Source organism: Burkholderia lata (genome assembly GCF_000012945.1).
GTDB lineage: Bacteria > Pseudomonadota > Gammaproteobacteria > Burkholderiales > Burkholderiaceae > Burkholderia > Burkholderia lata.
In genome coordinates this window covers 2,001,600-2,020,794 of the sequence record NC_007510.1, presented here as the reverse complement: position 1 = coordinate 2,020,794, position 19,195 = coordinate 2,001,600, and the positions used below count along the sequence as shown (strand labels likewise).

Sequence of the window (19,195 nt, the reverse complement as noted above, 5' to 3'; positions counted from 1 at the left end):
TGTCCATGTCCGACGACTATAGCGCCCTGAGGGCGGCCATGCACAATAGCGTGACCTTCCTCGACAAGAATCGCCCGTTTCCGGTATCTCCTACGCCTCTGCTGATTCCCGAGCGGGAATACGACGAGATTTGTCGAGACGCGAGACAAGTTCTGGTCGCGCTCGAGAAGGCGATCGGAATAGTCAGCAGCGATGGCTCGCTATGGCGCCATTTCCCCGAGCTTCACGGATTGGAAGACCTGGTTCGTTTCCCGGGATCGACGTCGAGATTGATCGATCTCGCGAGATTTGATCTCGCGATCGTCAAGGGAGGCGGGGTCAGGATGATGGAGACGAATGCGGGGTGCCCGGGAGCACTGACGACGGTGGGCGACATCAATCAGGCATTCCGTGCGTCGGCATTCTTCAACGCACATATCGCCGGTACTCATGTCCCTTTGACCGTCGATAACAAGTTCTATTTTGTTGACTATCTGGCGTCGCTCGTCGATCGCGGTGCGCCGTTGAACATGGCGTTCATCAGCAGCAAGCACCGTCGCATTGTCACGGATCTGGACCGGCTGACCGAATTGGCGCAGGAGCGTGGATATGGGGCAATCCGCTGCGACGTGCAGGATCTGGACTACGACGGCAGGCAACTTACGCACAAAGGAACGCCGGTCACGGTTGCCTATCTGAAATTCGATGCTGTCGTGACGGAGGCCGGCGACATGGATCTCGGGATTTATGGCCCGGAAGCCGTGCGCCAACCGTTCCTCGAAGCGGTCCGTGATGGTGCCTTTAAATACGTCAACTCGTTTGCCTCGCAATTGCTGGCCGAGAACAAGCGGATGCTTGCGATGCTGCATACCGAGCGAGTCCAGCGCCATCTATCGAGCCCGGAAGTCGACGCGATCAAACGTCTCGTTGCGCGAACCTGGTCGCTGAGCGCAGATGGCCTGCAGCAATTCGGCGGACGGGAACGACTGTTGCATGAAAAGAACCAGTGCGTGCTCAAGCAGGTGATCGAATCCCGCGGGCGGGGTGTTCACATCGGTCGCCATACCTCGGATGCCGAATGGCGTGAACTCGTTGCGTCGCCCACACTCGACCGGTATATCGTGCAGGAGTGGGTCGAACTCGATCGGCAAGAGGTGCTGAACCCTGTATTCGATGACCCCGGCCGCTTTGCGGCATACACGGACATGGGGCTGTATATGGTCGGCGGGGAGCCGGCTGGATTTCTATGCCGGGCATCGCATGACCCGGTCGTCAATGTCGGCAAGAGTGGAGCGCTTCGTCCGACGTTCGTGACAAATGGATCTCCGCGACGTACGTCGATTTCGGAAACAACGCGCATGGACAGTGGCGGCGGCACCCATTCCGAACGCGACCTTGGAGGTGAGCCGACATGAGCGGAGCTCGGTTCAGGCAACTCTGGCGATCGGTTGCGCTGTCCAATTTCACGGATGGCAGCCAGAAGATTTTTCTCCCGTTCGTTGCGCTGTCCCTCGCGATCGCGCCCAGCGACGTCGCCTACGTGTTCACTTTCCTGACGCTCGGCTGGCCGCTGTTCGGCTTGCTCTCGGGTGTGCTGGTTGATCGTCTGCAAGTCAGGTCGGTGCCATTCTGGTGTCATCTTGTCCGTGGCGTCTTGCCTATCTCGCAATCGTTGCGTTACACGGCCGGCTGGGGCTCTACCATCTCTATTTCGCTGCGTTCGTATATGGATTGTTCGATGTGCTATTCGAAGTGTCGTTGCCGAAGCTGGTGCTGGATCTGACGACGGCCGAGAATCGCGTCAGAAGCAATACGCGACTGGCGGTTACGCATACGGTTTGCTCGGAATTTCTTGGGCCGGTTCTCGGGTCGACTCTCAGTCTTTTCCGACCGGTGCTGGGTCTTGCGATCATCGCTTTGTCTTATGCCGTATCGGCAGGCTTGCTGTCGTTTTTACTCAGGGGCGCGCGACCGGCTGTCCCGGAGCATGTCACCCGGCGCTCCATTCCGAAATCCCTGCTCGATCCAGTGGTCTGGCTGCTGAGGAGCAGGGTGCTGGCGCCGTTGGCTGCGGTGGGTTTCGGCATGTCTGTCGCCTGGGGAGCGTGGCTTTCCCTCGAGCCGTATTACCTGATAGAAGCCGTTCCCAGAACCCTGACGAAAGGCTCGTACGGTTTTATGATGGCGGTGCTCGCCAGCGGGGCGGTGGCTGCTGCATTGGTGCTGGAAAGAATACGGATCGACAAGAACAACCTGATGCTGCTGTTCGTCGACGCCGCCGGCATTCTCTTCCTGATACTGATCTCCAGCGTCACGAAAGCGCCTGTCATCGTTGGAGCAGCCTTGTTCCTGACCGGAATCGGCGCGACGATCTGGTCATCCATCGTTATCACGATGCGGCAAGAGTTGGTGCCGCAGCATTTGCTCGGGGGCGTGAACGGCTTTTTTCGGGTAATCGTATATGGGGGGTATCCCGTCGGTTCGTTTGCCGGCGGTTTGCTGGCCGACCGCTTTGCCATTCCCGGCACTTATCTCGTGATTGCGGCCGTGAGTGCGGTCTTTGTGCCGTTCATTCTGATTGCGCACCGGCAACTTCAGCGGCAAATTTCTGATGGCGTGGCGATCGGATCCGATGAACCACGAAGCGCGACGTTCGAATGAGTGCGGCCAACGGACGACGGGCGGCAGGGGGCAACGCTTCCGGCTTCCGGCTGATTATCTTGCATTGATGACATAGGATCGTCGTGCATACGACTCAACTCAAAGAGACGAACTCAGACCATGTCCTACGTTCTGTATTACTCGCCCGGCGCGGCAAGCATGGCCGTGCACTGGATGCTGATCGAACTCGGCGTGCCGTTCGAAACGCGGCTCGTCGATATCGATACGGGGGCGCAGCACGATTCCGAGTACCTGCGGCTGAATCCCGCCGGCCGAGTGCCGACGCTGGTCGTCGACGGCATCCCGCGGACCGAATCGGCCGCCTTGCTGATGCTGCTTGCCGAACGTCATCCGGAGCCGGGCCTGGCTCCGCATCCGGGCGCGCCTGAACGTCCCGAGTGGTTCGAGATGATGATCTATCTCGCCAATTCCGTCTTGCCGGCAATGCGAAACTGGTTTTATGCGGAGAAGGATGGTGATCCGCGATGTGCTGAAATGGTGAAGGTGTTTTCGCGCGGGCAAGTCGAGGCGTCGATGGCGCATCTCGACAATCTGCTGTCCGACGGTCGGACGTATTTGATCAACGACCGGTTGAATACGGTCGACTTCCTGGCGCTGATGCTCATGCGCTGGACGCGAAACATGCCGCGCCCGGCAACGACGTGGCCGAATCTGGTGCGCTATATCCAGCACCTTCGCGGGACGCCGACGTTCCTGGAATTGAATGCGCGTGAAGGGCTGACCGAGTGGATGAATCCGGTTGCCTGAGCGTTTCGGAGGCGCTCAAAAGTGCGGCAGCGGTCGGTTGGGGGCCGCTTGCCGCGGGGTTTGGGGCTGGAATATCGTATTTGACATAATCATAGTTATCGACAGGACTGGTATGTTTGGAGCCGTTGCGTCCAGGCGGCCCAAACCGGTCTTTCAGTGCAATACGTCATACAATTAATGGTATCTTTAGCCGTTGCGTCTTTTAACGGACGGCTGCCGTGTTTCAACAACTGTTCGGCGTTGCGGTTCCGCCGTCGCTCCGTGGCCCACTGCTGCTTGATGACACCGGGTTGCCGCGTTATTGGGCGGCGGTCTGGTCTACGATGTCGTCTTCTCAGTTAGCCGTGTCCACGCACACGAAAAAGCTCCGGTATCTGGAAGACTTGTATCGGCATGCAGCCGTGCTAGGCGGTCCAAATGCCTTGGATGACGCGCTGGGAACGTTAAACCACGAAGCACTGGCTGAAATCCTCGAATCGTGGTTCGTTTCGATCCGCAATCAGTCTGTGGTGACCGGTGCCGATGAAAAGCGCTGGCAGACGGGCCTTGAATTCGTGTCATCCGTGGTTACGTGGCTATCGAAAAGCGAAGCCGCCAATGACCGGCTGAGACAAATCGAACCGCGGCTACACAGGCTCGCCGGGCTTTACAGCCAGCTTCACGTGCGCAGGGACAATTCCGTCGAGATGGTGCGCTCGTTGCCCGCCAGCATTGTTGAAGCGCTGTACCTGTTGCTTGACCCGGATTCCCGGCGAAATCCGTTTGCACGCGAACGGACGCGCTGGCGCGTTTTTGTTGCCTTTGTGTTGATGTTGCACCAAGGGCTACGCCGAGGCGAAGCGTTGCTTCTGCCGGCCGACGCGGTGAAAAGCGCTTACGACCACAGGCAGCAGCGAACGCGATACTGGCTCAACGTCCAGGAAAACGAATACGAGGATTCGGAGGTTGACCCTCGCTACTCGAAGCCGGGCATCAAGAACGCGCATTCGGTTCGGCAGGTTCCTGTTAGCGAGCTGACAGCCGGCGTGGTCCAACGTTACGTCGAGAACTATCGCGGCCGACCTTCTCATTCCTATCTGCTGAACTCCCAGTGTGATACGCCTCTGTCGACCGAAGCGCTGACCAAGATATTCGCGCGGATATCTTGCCGCCTGCCGCGTGAAGTACTCGCGGAACTGAAGAATCGCACTGGCAAGGATGCGATAACGCCCCATGATCTGCGCCATACCTGCGCTGTCGTTCGATTGCACCAGTTGCTTGAGCACGGCGATGCAATGGATGAAGCACTCCAGAAGATGCGAACATTCTTTGGTTGGTCCAAGACATCGGCCATGGCGTCCCGGTACGCACGTGCGGTGTTTGAGGACAGGCTGGCCGGCGTATGGAATGACGCCTTCGATGACCGGGTTGCGCTGCTTCGCGCCTTACCTCTTCGGAGCTGATTTGGGAAAGCCACATAGTTCAGGGCTGTCTTCGGAGCCGCGATTCGCCGGCGATGTCATCGATCGTGTCCTGGCGGCGCTGCCGGTCTTGCCACCATTCATTCGTTACTACGATGACTTTGACGACACCCAACACTCGATTCACGATCCTGCCAGTGCGATGCTGTTTGAACTGGCAATCAACGGCCGAACGATCAGGGTCGACTTCACTCGGCATGAGAAAAGGCACGCCCTGCTGTTAAAGCACGTCTTCCTGTATCTCCTGAGCGTGGATCTCACCGTTTCCACCGCTGCGAACTACTTGATCGCGGCGACACACATGTCGCTGAAAGATATCGCTGACATCGTGCGCGCAGGGCCTTTGGGAATAGCGGCTGTCTGGGCTGGGTTGCGCGTGCGGGAAATGCCTCTCGCGGCCTACATCCTGGCAAAGTCGCTGCTTCGGCTACTGTGCCGTCACCGGCTGCAAGATTGGTCCGACTCCTACAGTTCCTACATCACGAATACCCTACCCTTACCGGCCCGCGATGCCTACATGGGTGTTCACTCGGGTGATGTGTTTCTGAACGCGGATGAGGAGGCCGCGGTCGTGCGGCATCTGGACGAGACCGTCACTGCCCTTACCTCCCCGGCATTGGTTTCAAACGAGGTGCTTTGCGATACGGGGATGCTGCTGTGTGCCTACCAGTTTGCCATGCGTCCCATCCAGATTGCGATGCTGAATATGCGAAACGTCCGCATCTGGCACGATGCCCAAGACGGCTTGCCAACCGTGCATCTGACGTTCCATATGGCCAAACAGCGCGGTAAAGCCAAGCAGCGTCCCCTTACGCGTCGAGTCAAGCGCGAGTGGGCGCCCCTGTTTGTTGCGCTCGAAAAATGGCGGCGGGTCGGCGGAGCCACTGGCGACGCACACTTCTTCAATGTTCAGTCAAACTACGAGGCTGGGGCTCGCATCGCTGCACTTGTGCGCAAGCTGATTGGTTCCGATGAACTCGGCACAGCTACCGATCTGCGGCATACTGCGGCCCAGCGGCTTGTTGACGCCGGAGCGAGCCACGAAGAGCTTGCCGAGTTCATGGGGCATTCGTACGTCCAGACCGGACTGGTGTACTTCTCGACGTCGGCCTCCCACGCTGAACGGGTCAACCGCGCGCTAGGAGCATCGGACATCTACCGACGCGTGGCAAAGATCGCGCACGACCGGTTCATCTCCCCGGAAGAGCTCACCTTACTTAAAGATGAACAGCAGATTGCTGGCGTGCCTCACGGCATTCCGATCGCGGGCATCGGCGGTTGTACATCGGGACAGCCTGCGTGCCCCTATAACCCGGTGACGTCGTGCTACGGGTGTAGGAAGTTCATGCCATTGCATGACAAGGTGATGCACGAGAGCGTACTGGCCTCGATGCGCGAGGTGGTCGTGTTCTTTGAGCAGAGTTCTCGAGGCGACACCCGGTCTCCGACCTACCTGCAGTTGCAGCGCACGGTCGCCGAAATACAGACGGTCATCGATGAGTTGGAAAGCGAGGGCCGATGAATCCGCACTACTCTGCATTCATTGAACTGGGTAAAACGCTCGCGCGTGAAAAGGGGATGTGCTGGGAAATACCTCTTGACCCGTCAGGCTCCGCTCAAGACGGTGTTGGCTGGAATCTGACGACCGCTGTTAGCGATGTGCCACCTCCGACCTACTATCTACGAGACTTCGGCACCGAAGTGAAGGCATTGGCCATCGTCAATGCAGAGCGTGTCGAGCGCGGCCTGATTCCACTCGCCAGACGGCCGCTCTCCTTTGCATGGCAGGACCTGATTAAGGCGGCAGTCGCCGAGCAGTTGCTGTTCAGGAGGAACACGACTGGACATGTGGCTCAGAATATCGCTCGCCCGTTACGCGTGGTTGCTACGTGCGTGAGCAAGGAGCCTTGGGAGTTGACCGTCGATGACATGCACGTTGCTGTGCGCATTGGCAAGGCTATCCAGGCCACCGGGAAGCTAGGGGACCTGGTGGTCGGCATCGTCAAGGCGGTGCTTGATGCCCAGCACATCTGCGACGCGGGTCCGTTATACCCGGCGCTTGCTGTTCCGCGCATGAAAGGTAAAAGCGCGATCAAGGCAAAACACACGTGGTCATCGGACGAGCTTCGCGACGACCTCGAAGCACGCAAGCGTGGTGAGCGTCTGCCGGAGCGCAGGGCGTTCTGGGAGCTGACGCGAATCGTGATGACCGAACAGCCGCGGACGTTCGTGGACGATCTGCGGTTCGCTGCGATACGCACGATGATTGTGACCGGCATGCGTGCGGGCGAAGTCGCACTGCTGCCGGTTGACTGGAAGCGGGAGCGAACGTACCTGGATTCGAAGGGACGACCGGCCGGTGACTCCGGCGGTATCTCGACATCCTTGATGGTCCGCCACTTCGCGGAAAAGCAGCAGGAGGAAGAGACGGACAGTCGGGTGCTGCGTCAAGCGACCCAGCCCGTGCCTGAGATGTTCCGGACGCTGTTGACAGAAACACTTGATCATGTGGGTCGGATCACCGAACCCCTGCGTGCGACGTTGAAGCTGCAGTGCGAAACGGGTCGGTTGCTGCCATGGTATCCAGTTGACGGACTCGTGCCCGTCATCGAAGTCTATACACGCCTCATGGGCAATCCGTTCTGGCTGAAAATTGAACGGGAAGCGTTCATCGAACGCTATCGGAATGGCTTCGATCCCGCCGTCCTTGCTGAACTACACGAATACCAGCATGAGCGGCGACGCAGTGGCGACCTGCGGCTCGACATGGCCGTCTACAAATTCGGGAATCGCCTGAAGACAGCGATGCTTGAGGGCGAGACCAGTCTATGCTTCCGCCACGGCGACGGTTCGCCAATTGAGCGGCTCGAACGAATGGAATGGCATGCGGCGTATCTGCGCGTCGGCGAACTCGAGGAGCACATCCGGCTCGCGACGCCGACGAAGGCATCTGATACTGCGCCGTTGCCACTGGAAAGCGGCGTGATTCAACCTTGGGAATTTCTGTTCACGCTGCCCAAGCGCTCGCTTGCTGAGGAGCGCAACGAATTGCTGTGTGACATTAGCCGATATATGTCCGTGCGACGGCCTGCGCATGATCTTATCGGTTTGGCGCTGGGAGAGCATCCAACGTGTGTCACGTTGTTCGAGAAATATGGGCTGACCGATGACGACCGGGCGTTGCGCATGGAGTCTCACATGCTACGCCATCTCCAGAATACAGAGCTGTTCCGGCTGGGCGTGGCCGACACGATCATCTCGAAGCGCTTCAACCGGCGCAGTGTCGCGCAAAGCTACGAGTACGATCATCGCAGCTTGGCCGAGGAACTCGAGCAGATCGAGATTCCGCAGGATATCGAGATCATGCTCGGCGCGAAAGCGACCACCGTTGCTAGGCTCATCAAGGGCGGCAAAGCTAGCGGTCCAATCGTCGATGCATTCCGTCGCATCCAGGCCGCAGATGGCGACGCAGCTGCATACGAATACCTGCGTGCCGAAGCCGACGGATTCCATGCCACTCCGTACGGGCATTGCCTGAACTCGTTCACCGTCGACCCTTGCCCGAAGCATCTCGAGTGCTTCGCCGGCTGCCGTCACCTCTCGGCGACCGATCTCCCTGAGCACCGGCAGAATCTCATCCGGCTCGAAGGCAAGCTCTCGCTGGCGCTGGAGACGATTAAAGTTCGGCCTTCAACGAGCATCGGCTGGAAGAACCAGCTCGAACATGCGGAAAAGCGGCTTGCGGGCGTTCAGAAACTGCTCGCAACGCAGCCAGGCGACCATCCGTTCCCCGATGGCCTTGATCTCGCACTGCCGCCGCCACGTGGAGTACTTGATGACTGACAAGAACGAAATGGTATCAGCTGGCGACGAGCCAATGCGCGAGATTCTTGATGTGCTGCTGGCCGACGACGAAAACATCACGGCGCGTGCTGTTGCACGGCTTCATCCATCGATCAAAGCGGCCTCGTCGATTACCCGCAGTGAGTCTCGCAGTCGCTTACTTGCCGAGTATCAGCAGCGCCAGTCCGAATACCGGCGGTGGCGTGGCCGCGTCGCGAAGCGGTCTGGAACTGACACCGCCGCGTCGCTTGCGGACAAGGATATCAGGATCGCCGAGCTCGAAGCTACCGTGCAGTTGCTTACCGCGTCACACCTCGCTATGTTGCGCGCTGTCGGCGAACTAGGCGGCTTCAGCAAGTGGGCAAAATTCTATGAAGCGTACCGGGACGCTCGGGATAAGCTCGTTGGTATCGGTGCTGTACCTTCCGCGACTGTCGATTCCTTGCCGACGGAAAAATCAAAAAATCGCCGGTCGACAATCAGACAGGAGAAACGTTGACCGTGAGCAGTCGTTCATCCCAGACGACAAGTTGTGGATCCGTGATGAAGATTCGCGCGGCGTCAGGATGTGCCAGCTTGACCAGCACATTGGATTCAGAGCGGGCCACCGCAGAAGGAACGATCAGGAATCCAATCTGGCAAACATCTGCTTGTCGACACGGGTGATTCGCTAGGTATTGCGTCGCCTACCCTCGCTAGAGTCTGGGCGAGCTGATTTACCTATTTGCGCAATCGTCTGTGGCTGCGGCCGTGCTCGACTTGCTATCCACATCTTGCTGTCGTGAAATGTCACCTCACGACCGGATGTGCAAATAGGTAATTTGCGATAAATAGTCTTATCGCGAGTACTTTCCCAGCGACCTAAACTGGTTGCATGGGTACTGCATCGACCTCCTCCGCAGGGTCGGACGACGGAAATCTCCCAGCGACCGCCCTGCCCAATCTCGCCTCGTTGGCCGCCCTGCGCGCCTGGCACGCCGGGCTCACGGCCCGCGCGGCGGTCGAGCGCTATCTGCCGCACCGCAGGGCCGACGGCCAGTCGTCACGCGGGCTCCTGGGGCAGATCCGCCGCCAACTCGTCGCGTGCGCGATCGCCCGCCAGCGCGACGACTTGATCCCGTTGTTCACCCACCCAGCCGCCGACCGTACCCGTCATGCGGCGCAGGTCATCACCGCGCTCGACGTCCTGCGGACTGCCCCCATCCCGGTGCCACAGCCGACCGACCCGGTGGCCCGCTGGCTGCCGCCGCGCATCGTACGCGCACTCGGCGTCGCCGGCATCGACTCGTTCGGCGACCTGCTGGTGCGGAGGGTCCACCGCCCGGGCTGGTGGCGTTCGATTCCGGGGCTGGGGGGCCAGGGTGCACACCGCGTCGAAGCCTTCCTCTCCCAACACCCGGACCTGAGCCGGCGCGCCGCCACGCTGGTTCCTTACGAGGCAGCGACCGCTCAGTTGGCCCCGCGATGGTCCCTGGATGCGCTGCCCGCCGACCTCGACGGTTCGCGGGGCCGCTTCCGGGCCCCGCACGACACCTGCGGCCTCGCCGCCGCCAACGACCACCAGGCGGTCGAGGCATGGCTGGCACTCCACGAGGGCACCCATACGGTGCGAGCCTACCGGCGCGAGGCCGAACGGCTGTTGTTGTGGGCCATTGTCGAGCGCCGCCAGCCCCTCTCGTCGCTCACCACCGACGACGCGATCGCCTATCGGGCTTTCCTGCGCCACCCGACGCCCGCCGCCCGCTGGATCGGTCCACCGCGCCCGCGCACGACGCCCGCGTGGCGTCCGTTCACGGGACACCTGACGGCGCGGTCAACCGCGTATGCGCTGGCCGTCCTGCGCGCCCTCTTCGGGTGGCTCGTTGACCAGCATTACGTCGTGCTCAATCCGTTTGCAGGCGTGACAGTGCGTGGCGGCGCAGCCCGTGCACCGTTTGATACCGGGCGGGCGTTGAATGGTCGAGAGTGGAAGATCGTGCGGGCTGCAGCCGACCAGCTCGAGCGGACCGGCTGGACCGCACCGGCCGCAGAGCGGCTGCGCTTTGTACTGGATTTTGGCTATGCGACGGGCCTGCGGGCACAGGAGCTAGTGGCGGCGACGCTGGGCGACATCACGGCGGACGCCCGCGGCGCGTTATGGCTGCAGGTAACAGGAAAAGGGGCGAAATCGGGGCGCGTGGCCCTGCCGCCCCTCGCGCGAGACGCGCTGCGGCGCGCACTGAAGGCGCGGGGTCTGCCGGTCATGCGCACTCGCTGGCATCCGGCGACACCGTTGGTCACCGCACTCAATTCAGAGCGTCGCGGGAAACGCCACGCCGGCATCAGTGCAGCGCGGTTGCGGCAGGTGTTAGGTGAGTGTTTTCGGGACACGGCCGAGCGCGTGAGCACCCGCAATCCCCCGCTTGCCGAGAAGCTACTGCATGCCAGTCCCCACTGGCTACGTCATACACATGCCACCCATGCACTAGACGCCGGCGTGGAGCTGGTTATCGTGCGAGACAACCTGCGTCACGCCTCGGTGGCGACCACGTCGACCTATCTCCATGGGGAAGAGGCTAAGCGCGCGCGTCAGGTGGGTGCAGCCTTCCAGCGCCAGCCCCGCCGATCACAACATCGAGACACGTCCCGTGGAACCCGATAACTGGGCAAAACGTCTGAGACAAAAGAGACGGCACGATTGGATGAAATACAGGCCAACATGCAACGGCTTCGATCGGGTCGTTCAACCAATATAGGCGTATGCGTTTGCGCGAGCATCGTGCAACGCGTGGTGCTCGCCGCCGTGTCGCGCGAAGTATTCGGCGAGCCGCCGAAGATCGATTTGGCCACGGACATCCTCACGCGCCCATCCCTCGGGGAACGAGCCACCAAGCAGGGATCGCAGCAGATCTAAGTCTGTTTGAAGGTCGTAGCAAAGCACCGGCTTCGAGGTCGTCGGGATGCTCTCGCCCCAAGCCTGTAGCGCTTGACTCAGTTGATCAAATGGCATCGCACGGCCCTTGAGTCGCCCCAGTTGCGGCAGCACCACGGCCCGAACGAAGTCACTGCAGCGCGTTGCATCGTAGTCCGTGCATTCGCCGTAGAATTCAGCCCCGTTTTCCCCAACGATGGCCAAACTAATGAGTTGAGGCGCCTCGAAGTCCGTGAACTCGGTGTCGACGAAGAAACGATTTTTCCAACTGCTACGGCCGCTGGAAGGTACCGACCAGGTCGGTCCGTTTTGGAAGCGTGTATCCGTCATAGTCGCTCACCCTGGGCATATTCAGCACAGAACACTTGGACTTCCTCCCGTCTCATTACGAGAGCCAAAGCCGCACACATGGCCTGTCCATCGGAAAGCCCCCCGCTCGGTCACTATGCTGAGTCCGAGCGCGACCGATGCGCCTGCCATACCCGCCTTCCGCGGGCGTAGCGCGTCGCGAAACCACTCGGTACGGAAAACTTTCGCCCCGTCACCGTTGTGAACTGCGTCACCGTCAGCAGTGTGCGATCGTCGTCGCTGAGCTCGGTCGCCCCGACTCGGATTTCGCTCAGTGGATCCAAATACCAGTCATCTACCTGACGCGCACGGCGCGTGCTGACCACCGCCGCCCCTCGCAGCACGTTACTACCGTCGAGAAACTGCTTCAGCGATGCCGCTCCCGATGTGAGGTCCGTCCAAATCACGCAGGGAATCCCGCGTGCTCGCTTTTCAGACACCCGTAGAACCAGTAAGTCGCCAGGTGTCCACTGTTCCATAACAGCCCACACAGCTGCACCGGCCATCGCCGACTGTAGCGGTAGACGGTTCCCATCCTGAATCAAAAACATATGCCTTGCAGCTAGAGAAACTGGCCGCGCCCGAGAAAATGGGTCGTAAATGCCGTGGCCAAACGAGCATCATACCGCGACCATCACCGGATGCAAAGGGTATCTGGCAAACGGGACGACGCAGGACATCTGGCCGCGATTGGCGCGACGGTCCGTGCTCGTCGGCTGGAGTTTGGCGTCTCGCAGGAAGCGCTTGCCCTTCTCACCGGAATCGATCGAAGTCACATGGGCCGCATCGAAAGAGGCCAGCGCAATTTGACCATCCTCAACCTCATCCGAATCGCTGACGCTCTGAATATTTCGCCATCGAAGCTTCTGAAAAGCTCTGGTCTCTAAAGCGGTAGTGTTTTGTGTGCAAGGCCAATCTTTGTCACACTAGCGTACATAGTGATTGCGGACTCGTGACTCCGCCAACTCACAGACGAAGAACGCCGCGATGAGCAGCTCTATCACCGTCGGCGCGACATCACCGACTCTACTCGAATAAAGAGCTTGCTTACGTTAACGAGACGCGCATCCACTCGAGTCACGCTCCTAGATGGCCGTAACCCGATATCTAGGGAGTTTCCTAACTTAGGTTCACGGCCACAAGCCGGAAATCTCCACGTCCGACCGGGACTAATTCTGGTTCAGGGCCACCCTTCGCTCGCCCCCTCCCCCCGCGACAGTTGGTTCCGAGTAATGCACGTGTAACAGCCGCCAGCCGTGATCGTCGACATGAATGTATACATGGCTTTCGCGTCCTGTCGAATGAAGCTTGCCCCCGTTCGACCGCCTGACCGCCATGAAATCCCAATCGAATTCCACCACCGCAAAGGTCGTACCGAAGAGATTAATGGTCGGTTCGCCGACGACGGTAAGCGGCTCGGCGCGGCCAGTCCCCGATTCACGCGCGCGTGGAGCATGATGTGAGAGCTTGGAGAATTCCGTGTGGATCACGTTAGATCGTGTCCACGATCGCTGATCATGGGCACGATCTATCCAGATTTGCCTGGCAATCGGATGTATAAGGCTGGACGAGACCCAACAGACAGCGTCAGAGCGTCTGACTCAGTTCGGCCACGAGTCGCCGCTGGTCGGCGCTCGCGTCGAGACCCTCCAATGTCGGCCGTGCAACCAACCAGAGTCATCCGGATCGGGCTGCCCCTGCATGGACGGCTTGACAAGCGGATTCGGCTGAATCAAGATTAACCAATCAGCTAATTAACCAATTGGGAAAATAATTGGAAGCGGACCCTCTCACCGTCACATTTGCCGCGCTGGCTGACCCTACGCGACGAGCCATCCTCGCGAGGCTGGCGCAAGGCGAAGCCACGGTTGGCGATTTGGCAGGCCCTTTCGATTTGAGTGCGCCGGCCATCAGCAAGCACTTGCGCGTGCTCACGAGGGCCGGCCTGATCACTCAAGGGCGCGACCGCCAGTTTCGCCCGTGTCGTATCGAGCCTGGGCCACTCAAGCAGGCCGCCGACTGGACACTACAGTATCGCGCCCTGTGGGAACAACGTCTCGACCAGCTCGACAGTTACTTGCAGCAACTGCAGCGGCATCCTGTCAAGGACTCCAACGTAAACGCTGCGCCGAGAGCCACACCTAAAGTTTCCTCAACCAGAACCAGGAAGACTCGCCCCCATGACTGACAAACTTTCCGCGCCTTTCGTCATCGAGCGCCGCTTCGCTGCGCCGCGTGAACTCGTATACGCCGCGTTGACCGAAGCTGAGCACTTGAGTACGTGGATGAGTCCACCCGGGATGGAAATGTCTCACTGCACAGTGGATGCGCGTGTCGGTGGCGTCTTTCACTACGCGATGAAACCGCGCGGCGTGCCCGACGCTCCCGCTATGTGGGGCAAGTGGACGTTCCGCGAATTGACGCCCCCTACGCGTATTGTTGTCGTCGTGCAGTTTAGTGATGCCGAAGGCGGAGTGACGCGACATCCGATGTCCGCGCAATGGCCGCTTTATACGCTTTCGACGACGACGCTCAGCGAAGTCGAGGGTGGCACATTAATGCACCTTGAGTGGCGCGCGCTCGACGCCGGTGAAGCAGAGGAAGCCACCTTCGACGCGTCGCACGCCAGCATGTCTCAAGGTTGGGGCGGGACAATGGACGCGCTCGACAAGTACCTCATACAGCTGCAAGCCGATCGCTGAGTCGGGGGACAAAAGAGAAGCGCACTTTAGGTGCGCCTCTTCACTTCGTGTAACCACACGCCGGAGCCGGACAGATGAATACTCCGTCGCCCCTGGCCGATTGAGTCGCGCTTTGCCTCGATTTGCGCCAACATTTCGTCGTCAGTGTCCGATACAAGCTCTGAAGCGGTCGCCCTGCCGAATTCGGGCGGATGTCTCTGAAGGGTCGATCACGACCCTTGATGAAGTGACGGCGAAGTAATTTCAGACCTGATCTGACGCTGACGGGGAGCTCAGGTCTTGACTTATGCATCAGATGTTCGCCTTGGGCGGAGTGGCTAGCCTCAGTTTGTCAGCCACGTTCCAGGGCAACAGTTCGTCAACGCGATTGGCGACGTGATCAGCAATGTAGGTCAGGACGTATTCCAGATAGGCGCGCGGGTTGATACCGCTGAGCTTGCATGTCCCAAGCAGACTGTACATTGCGGCGGCCCGCTCGCCTCCGCTGTCGGAGCCGGCAAACAGGAAGTTTTTCCTCCCAAGGCTCACGCAGCGCAGAGCGTTCTCGGCCAGCGCGTTGCTGATCTCGGCTTGCCCGGCCTCGCAGAACAACGTCAGAGCATTCCAGTGATTCAACGAGTACTGGATCGCGCCGGCCAGCTCCGACTTGCGCGACAGCGTTGCGAGCTTGCCCCGAATCCTCGCTTCGAAGGCCTCCAGCAGTGGCTTGCTTTTCTCATGCCGCACGCGCTTTCGTTCATCGGGCGGCTTGCCACGGATGTCGGCTTCGATGCTGTAGAGCTCGCCGATCATTTCGAGCAAGCTCTTGGTTTCGTCCGTCGGCGTGCTAGCGTGGACCTCGTAGTATTTTCTCCGCGCGTGGTCCCAACACGCAGCCTCGCAGATTTTGCCGTTCACGTACAGCTCGTCGAAGCCGCCATATGCATCGGCTTGCAGGATGCCTTCGAATCCAGCGAGATGGGTCTGGGGATGGATGCCTTTGCGATCGGGCGAGTACGCGAACCACACCGCGGCCGGCTCCGTCGAGCCCGAACGGCTGTCGTCGCGCACGTACACCCAGAGTCGTCCGGTCTTCGTTTTCTTGTTGCCCGGCGCAAGCACGGGGATCGGCGTGTCGTCCGCGTGCAGCTTCGTGCCCGCCATCGTGTACCGGCGCAGTGCGTCGGTCAGCGGGCGGCAGAGCGCCTCGCATTGCCCGACCCAGCGGCCCATGCTGGCGCGATCAAGCGTCACACCGTCGCGCGCGGCGATCTCCGACTGGCGGTACAGCGGCGCATGATCTGCGTACTTCGATACCAGGATGTCGGCAAGCAGACTCGGATGGGCGATGCTACGCTCGATCGGCAACCCCGGCATCGACGGCTGCTCGATGTGGCCACAGCTGGGACAGACCATCTTGTGCCGGATCGTGCGAATCACCTTGAACATCGCCGCGACGCGGGCGAGCTGTTCGGAGACGTCCTCGCCGAGGCTCTGCATGGTGCCATCGCACTTGGGGCAGATCGAATCCGGTTTGAGCACGCGGTCTTCACGCGGCAGATGTGGCGGCAGCGGCTCCCGGGCCGACGACTCGCCACCTGTCGCTGGCTTTTCTCGCCGGACCTTCGCATGCTGCACGTCGGCGACGCTGCTCCCGGCGCTCAGATCCTCGAGCCGCAATTCAAGCCTCTCGATCTCTCGGGCGAGCTGCTCCGACTTGCGGCCGAACTGCATTCGCTTGAGCTTGTCGATCAGGAGTTTCAGCCGTGCAATCTCAAGATCGCTCTCGGCAATCTCGCGGCGCAGTTGCTCGATTTCGAGTTCTCTTTCGATTGCCGACGCGCGAGCCTCAGCCAGCATGGCCTTCAATGCAGCGACATCGTCGGGCAGATCGTCGAGATTCGGCATGTGCCGGAGTTTACGAGCCTCCCGAGCGGTTTACAATACCTACAGCATCGACAGAGGTGCCGTACGGCGGGGCTGTCGCCAATCGATGCCTTCGAGAAGCATAGACAGCTGCGCTACCGTGAGCGAGATCTTTCCGCCATCGGCCTGCGGCCAGATGAAGCGGCCGCGTTCCAATCGCTTCGACAGCAGCCACAGCCCGTCGTCGGTGGCCCAAAGCAACTTCACGAGATCGCCTCGACATCCGCGGAAGATGAATACGTGGCCGCCCAGCGGATTCTCCTCGAGCGCCGCCTGCACCTTCGCGGCAAGCCCCTGGAAGCCGCAGCGCATGTCCGTGACGCCCGCCGCAAGCCAGATGCGGGTGCCGGCCGGCAATGTGATCACTTCAGGCATTCCTGCAGGAATGCTTCGGCGCGCTCGACAGACAGCCCGCGAATCCGCACGAGCCGTTTGCCGACTTCCACTTCAATTTCGCACACGGGGATCGGTGCGAGAACACCGCTTATCACCTTCGACGTCGTGTTTTCTGTCGGCTGCGGTGCCGGCAGCATCGACATAGAATCGATCACGTCAACGCTCCGCAACTCCGTGCCTGTCATGGCCGATGGCGCCAGTCGTGGCAGTTCCAGCTTGCCTTCCCGATATTGCTTGCGCCACCCGAACACGACGTTGGCGTTGATGTCGTGCCGCCGCGCGACGATCGACACCGACATGCCTGGCTCCAACGTTTCCCTGATCACTTGCTGCTTGAATTCCCGCGCATATGTGCGATGGGCCGGGCGCGCTGTGTTCGGCATAGCTGACCGTCTCCGTCAATCTAAACGTGACTATCGTGCGTCAACAAAATCAGCATCGGGAAACGGTCGGGTCGAGTCGCTTACCGACGACGCTCAATGTGCGTGTGAGGAAAGGTGCTCCCATCGGTTGGCCATAGAAGTTGCGCATAACATCGTCGAGTCTCCGTTCGTGAACTCTTGGGTGGATAAACGAGACGTTGACAGATGGTAGTCACAGATATGCGATCGCCTCGACCTCGCGATGATCGATCGACACAAGATACAGCTTCAATAGCCGGTCAACTTCAGCACGTGCGGCCGCTTCGACTTGGTTCATTGTGGGTTTTCCTAGCCTGAACGCTTTCCAGTTCGCGCGCGCGACAACGACCGTCGAGCGCGATCCGGAATCATCGTCGCAATACCTATGATGTCGCGCCCCCCATCACCTCCCGCCTGGCCGTGCCAGTTCAGCGAATGCCACGCTCTCATTCGCAAGAGCGTGGCGAATACCAACCGCTCGAACTAGTGACCAGAAAGCGTCGAAAAGTCAATCGCGTGGACCGTTCTAGTAAATGTGATGGTCATAGCGCTCTCCTGAGTCGGAAGGCGCCAGTTTGCCATACGACTCAAGTGCTACGCCGGGGCTCACCTCTTTGTAGTCGCCGGTAATGATCGGTTACGACTGTTCGTCTTTGCCGGCAATCGGTCAACGATGATCGCCACACGAATCCCCTGAACACAACCTGATACGCGCTACGCGCGCCTCAAACCGTGCCGTTCGCGCCGCACAAACCACGGGACTAAAAACAACGACACTACGGCCAAGCCCGAAGCCTCAAATGCTCAATGTTTTATCAGTGGATTTATAGCTTAAATGTTCTAAAGAAAGCGCCACGGTACGCTACGTGACGATAGCATGACGGTTGGACGCACCCCTTGCTTGGAATCCGTTATGAGGCTGTCATTCGACGCGCTCGAGGTGTTGGACGCAATTGACCGGACCGGCACTTTTGCCGAGGCCGCCGAACTTCTGCACCGAGTGCCATCCGCCTTGAGCTACATCGTGCAGAAACTTGAAAGCGATCTCGGCGTCGCACTGTTCGATCGAAGTGGCAGGCGCGCGAAGCTCACACATGCAGGATGCGTCGTTGTCGAGGAAGGCCGTCGGCTCTTGCGTGCCGCAGAGCAGCTCGAACTGAAAGCTCGACGCGTTCAAGAAGGCTGGGAAACGGAGTTGCGAATCTGCGTTGATGAGATCCTCCCATTCGCTGCACTCTGGCCTTACATACGTGCGTTCTACGCGCTCGAAATGGATACGCAGTTGCGCCTGTCGACCGAAGTGCTTGGCGGGACCTGGGACGCATTGATTTCACGTCGCGCAGATCTCGTCGTCGGCGCCGCCGGCGAGCCACCAGTCTTACCGAATATCGTCGCGCACGAGATCGGTACGTTGAGGCACGTCTTCGTCGTCGCACCCAACCACCCTCTCGCCACGTTGCCTGAGCCGCTTTCGATGACTACGGTCATCCAGCATCGTGGTGCAGTTATCAGCGACACGTCGCGCGAATCGCAGCCGCGCTCCGCCGCCATTGACGCCGGCCAACCGTATCTCGCGGTACCAACCCTCGCTGCAAAATTAGCCGCTCAATGCGAGGGGCTCGCGGTCGGGACGTTGCCGGAGTGTGTTGCGGCACGTGCGATCGCGGATGGCAAGCTTGTCGCGCGCGAGGTGACGGGGATGCGTGTCACTACTCAGTGCTATCTCGCATGGCGCAACGACGAGGCCGGGCGTGCGTTGCACTGGTGGGCCGATCAACTCAACCACGCCGACCTGGTCGACCGCTTTACCCACTGATCTCG

General features: G+C 60.0%; 18 protein-coding genes. 13 read left to right on the top strand and 5 right to left on the bottom strand.

Going from position 1 to position 19,195, the window contains the following annotated elements; translation table 11 throughout:
- The first annotated feature begins 5 nt into the window (after positions 1 to 5).
- The 9 genes from BCEP18194_RS15010 to BCEP18194_RS14975 all read left to right on the top strand — a co-directional run bounded on the left by BCEP18194_RS15010 (position 6) and on the right by BCEP18194_RS14975 (position 11,352).
- Positions 6 to 1,394, top strand: a complete 1,389-nt coding sequence (locus BCEP18194_RS15010) for a hypothetical protein (protein ID WP_011352142.1) — start codon at positions 6 to 8, stop codon at positions 1,392 to 1,394.
- A complete protein-coding gene (locus BCEP18194_RS42085; protein WP_244272980.1) occupies positions 1,391 to 1,762 on the top strand; it encodes a hypothetical protein in 372 nt (123 codons plus the stop codon). The genes BCEP18194_RS15010 and BCEP18194_RS42085 overlap by 4 nt, the downstream gene beginning before the upstream one ends.
- Positions 1,648 to 2,640 (top strand): MFS transporter, encoded by a 993-nt coding sequence (locus tag BCEP18194_RS15005; RefSeq protein ID WP_244272971.1) that lies wholly within the window; start codon positions 1,648 to 1,650, stop codon positions 2,638 to 2,640. Before BCEP18194_RS42085 ends, BCEP18194_RS15005 begins: the two co-directional genes overlap by 115 nt.
- A gap of 120 nt (positions 2,641 to 2,760) precedes the next feature.
- Entirely contained in the window at positions 2,761 to 3,408 is a 648-nt protein-coding gene (locus BCEP18194_RS15000) for a glutathione S-transferase family protein (protein ID WP_011352140.1), read from the top strand.
- A gap of 218 nt (positions 3,409 to 3,626) precedes the next feature.
- Positions 3,627 to 4,850: a site-specific integrase gene (locus BCEP18194_RS14995; RefSeq protein WP_041492846.1), complete on the top strand. Its 1,224-nt coding sequence runs from the start codon at positions 3,627 to 3,629 to the stop codon at positions 4,848 to 4,850.
- Positions 4,795 to 6,390, top strand: coding sequence for a site-specific integrase (locus BCEP18194_RS14990; RefSeq protein WP_244272895.1), 1,596 nt, complete (start codon positions 4,795 to 4,797; stop codon positions 6,388 to 6,390). The genes BCEP18194_RS14995 and BCEP18194_RS14990 overlap by 56 nt, the downstream gene beginning before the upstream one ends.
- Positions 6,387 to 8,711 (top strand): hypothetical protein, encoded by a 2,325-nt coding sequence (locus BCEP18194_RS14985; protein WP_011352137.1) that lies wholly within the window; start codon positions 6,387 to 6,389, stop codon positions 8,709 to 8,711. The genes BCEP18194_RS14990 and BCEP18194_RS14985 overlap by 4 nt, the downstream gene beginning before the upstream one ends.
- Entirely contained in the window at positions 8,704 to 9,210 is a 507-nt protein-coding gene (locus BCEP18194_RS14980; protein WP_011352136.1) for a hypothetical protein, read from the top strand. The genes BCEP18194_RS14985 and BCEP18194_RS14980 overlap by 8 nt, the downstream gene beginning before the upstream one ends.
- A gap of 375 nt (positions 9,211 to 9,585) precedes the next feature.
- A complete protein-coding gene (locus BCEP18194_RS14975; protein ID WP_011352135.1) occupies positions 9,586 to 11,352 on the top strand; it encodes a phage integrase family protein in 1,767 nt (588 codons plus the stop codon).
- 81 nt (positions 11,353 to 11,433) lie between these two features.
- On the opposite strand, the gene BCEP18194_RS14970 is transcribed toward BCEP18194_RS14975, so the two are convergent.
- Complete coding sequence (locus tag BCEP18194_RS14970) at positions 11,434 to 11,952, bottom strand: 3'-5' exoribonuclease (protein WP_011352134.1); 519 nt, start codon at positions 11,950 to 11,952, stop codon at positions 11,434 to 11,436.
- A 659-nt stretch (positions 11,953 to 12,611) separates the two neighbouring features.
- On the opposite strand from BCEP18194_RS14970, the gene BCEP18194_RS14965 reads away from it, so the two are divergent.
- A complete protein-coding gene (locus BCEP18194_RS14965; RefSeq protein WP_041492845.1) occupies positions 12,612 to 12,857 on the top strand; it encodes a helix-turn-helix domain-containing protein in 246 nt (81 codons plus the stop codon).
- Between the two features lie 282 nt (positions 12,858 to 13,139).
- On the opposite strand, the gene BCEP18194_RS41205 is transcribed toward BCEP18194_RS14965, so the two are convergent.
- The gene (locus BCEP18194_RS41205; RefSeq protein WP_011352131.1) at positions 13,140 to 13,460 is read right to left on the bottom strand and encodes a hypothetical protein; all 321 of its coding nucleotides are present in this window, start codon (positions 13,458 to 13,460) and stop codon (positions 13,140 to 13,142) included.
- Positions 13,461 to 13,744: 284 nt separating this feature from the next.
- Between BCEP18194_RS41205 and BCEP18194_RS14960 the strand changes: the two genes are divergently transcribed.
- Together BCEP18194_RS14960 and BCEP18194_RS14955 are read left to right on the top strand one after the other, a co-directional pair.
- Positions 13,745 to 14,158, top strand: a complete 414-nt coding sequence (locus BCEP18194_RS14960) for an ArsR/SmtB family transcription factor (protein ID WP_011352130.1) — start codon at positions 13,745 to 13,747, stop codon at positions 14,156 to 14,158.
- Positions 14,151 to 14,672 carry an SRPBCC family protein gene (locus tag BCEP18194_RS14955; RefSeq protein WP_011352129.1) on the top strand — a complete coding sequence of 174 codons (522 nt, stop codon included), beginning with the start codon at positions 14,151 to 14,153 and terminating at the stop codon, positions 14,670 to 14,672. The genes BCEP18194_RS14960 and BCEP18194_RS14955 overlap by 8 nt, the downstream gene beginning before the upstream one ends.
- A 291-nt stretch (positions 14,673 to 14,963) precedes the next feature.
- Here BCEP18194_RS14955 and tnpC read toward each other — a convergent pair whose 3' ends face one another.
- Genes tnpC through BCEP18194_RS42445 form a run of 3 tightly spaced genes read right to left on the bottom strand, consistent with a single transcriptional unit; the run spans position 14,964 to position 17,272 of the window.
- Complete coding sequence (gene tnpC / locus BCEP18194_RS14950; protein WP_011352128.1) at positions 14,964 to 16,559, bottom strand: IS66 family transposase; 1,596 nt, start codon at positions 16,557 to 16,559, stop codon at positions 14,964 to 14,966.
- 39 nt (positions 16,560 to 16,598) lie between these two features.
- Positions 16,599 to 16,952, bottom strand: a complete 354-nt coding sequence (tnpB, locus tag BCEP18194_RS14945) for an IS66 family insertion sequence element accessory protein TnpB (protein ID WP_011352127.1) — start codon at positions 16,950 to 16,952, stop codon at positions 16,599 to 16,601.
- On the bottom strand, positions 16,940 to 17,272 hold the full coding sequence (locus BCEP18194_RS42445; RefSeq protein WP_425266315.1) for a transposase: 333 nt from the start codon (positions 17,270 to 17,272) through the stop codon (positions 16,940 to 16,942). The genes tnpB and BCEP18194_RS42445 overlap by 13 nt, the downstream gene beginning before the upstream one ends.
- Positions 17,273 to 18,287: 1,015 nt before the next feature.
- Between BCEP18194_RS42445 and BCEP18194_RS14935 the strand changes: the two genes are divergently transcribed.
- Positions 18,288 to 19,190, top strand: coding sequence for a LysR family transcriptional regulator (locus BCEP18194_RS14935; protein ID WP_041492843.1), 903 nt, complete (start codon positions 18,288 to 18,290; stop codon positions 19,188 to 19,190).
- Positions 19,191 to 19,195 lie beyond the last annotated feature (5 nt).

What these genes read in the sequence shown, in the direction of transcription:
- BCEP18194_RS15000 (WP_011352140.1), top strand. Translation starts at nt 2,761, where the DNA reads ATGTCCTACGTTCTGTATTACTCGCCCGGCGCGGCAAGCATGGCCGTG.
- BCEP18194_RS14975 (WP_011352135.1), top strand. Translation starts at nt 9,586, where the DNA reads ATGGGTACTGCATCGACCTCCTCCGCAGGGTCGGACGACGGAAATCTC.
- BCEP18194_RS14970 (WP_011352134.1), bottom strand. Translation starts at nt 11,952, where the DNA reads ATGACGGATACACGCTTCCAAAACGGACCGACCTGGTCGGTACCTTCC.
- BCEP18194_RS14990 (WP_244272895.1), top strand. Translation starts at nt 4,795, where the DNA reads ATGACGCCTTCGATGACCGGGTTGCGCTGCTTCGCGCCTTACCTCTTC.
- tnpC (WP_011352128.1), bottom strand. Translation starts at nt 16,559, where the DNA reads ATGCCGAATCTCGACGATCTGCCCGACGATGTCGCTGCATTGAAGGCC.
- BCEP18194_RS42445 (WP_425266315.1), bottom strand. Translation starts at nt 17,272, where the DNA reads ATGTCGGTGTCGATCGTCGCGCGGCGGCACGACATCAACGCCAACGTC.
- BCEP18194_RS15010 (WP_011352142.1), top strand. Translation starts at nt 6, where the DNA reads ATGTCCGACGACTATAGCGCCCTGAGGGCGGCCATGCACAATAGCGTG.
- BCEP18194_RS14980 (WP_011352136.1), top strand. Translation starts at nt 8,704, where the DNA reads ATGACTGACAAGAACGAAATGGTATCAGCTGGCGACGAGCCAATGCGC.
- BCEP18194_RS14985 (WP_011352137.1), top strand. Translation starts at nt 6,387, where the DNA reads ATGAATCCGCACTACTCTGCATTCATTGAACTGGGTAAAACGCTCGCG.
- BCEP18194_RS14965 (WP_041492845.1), top strand. Translation starts at nt 12,612, where the DNA reads ATGCAAAGGGTATCTGGCAAACGGGACGACGCAGGACATCTGGCCGCG.
- BCEP18194_RS42085 (WP_244272980.1), top strand. Translation starts at nt 1,391, where the DNA reads ATGAGCGGAGCTCGGTTCAGGCAACTCTGGCGATCGGTTGCGCTGTCC.
- BCEP18194_RS14955 (WP_011352129.1), top strand. Translation starts at nt 14,151, where the DNA reads ATGACTGACAAACTTTCCGCGCCTTTCGTCATCGAGCGCCGCTTCGCT.
- BCEP18194_RS14935 (WP_041492843.1), top strand. Translation starts at nt 18,288, where the DNA reads ATGAGGCTGTCATTCGACGCGCTCGAGGTGTTGGACGCAATTGACCGG.
- tnpB (WP_011352127.1), bottom strand. Translation starts at nt 16,952, where the DNA reads ATGCCTGAAGTGATCACATTGCCGGCCGGCACCCGCATCTGGCTTGCG.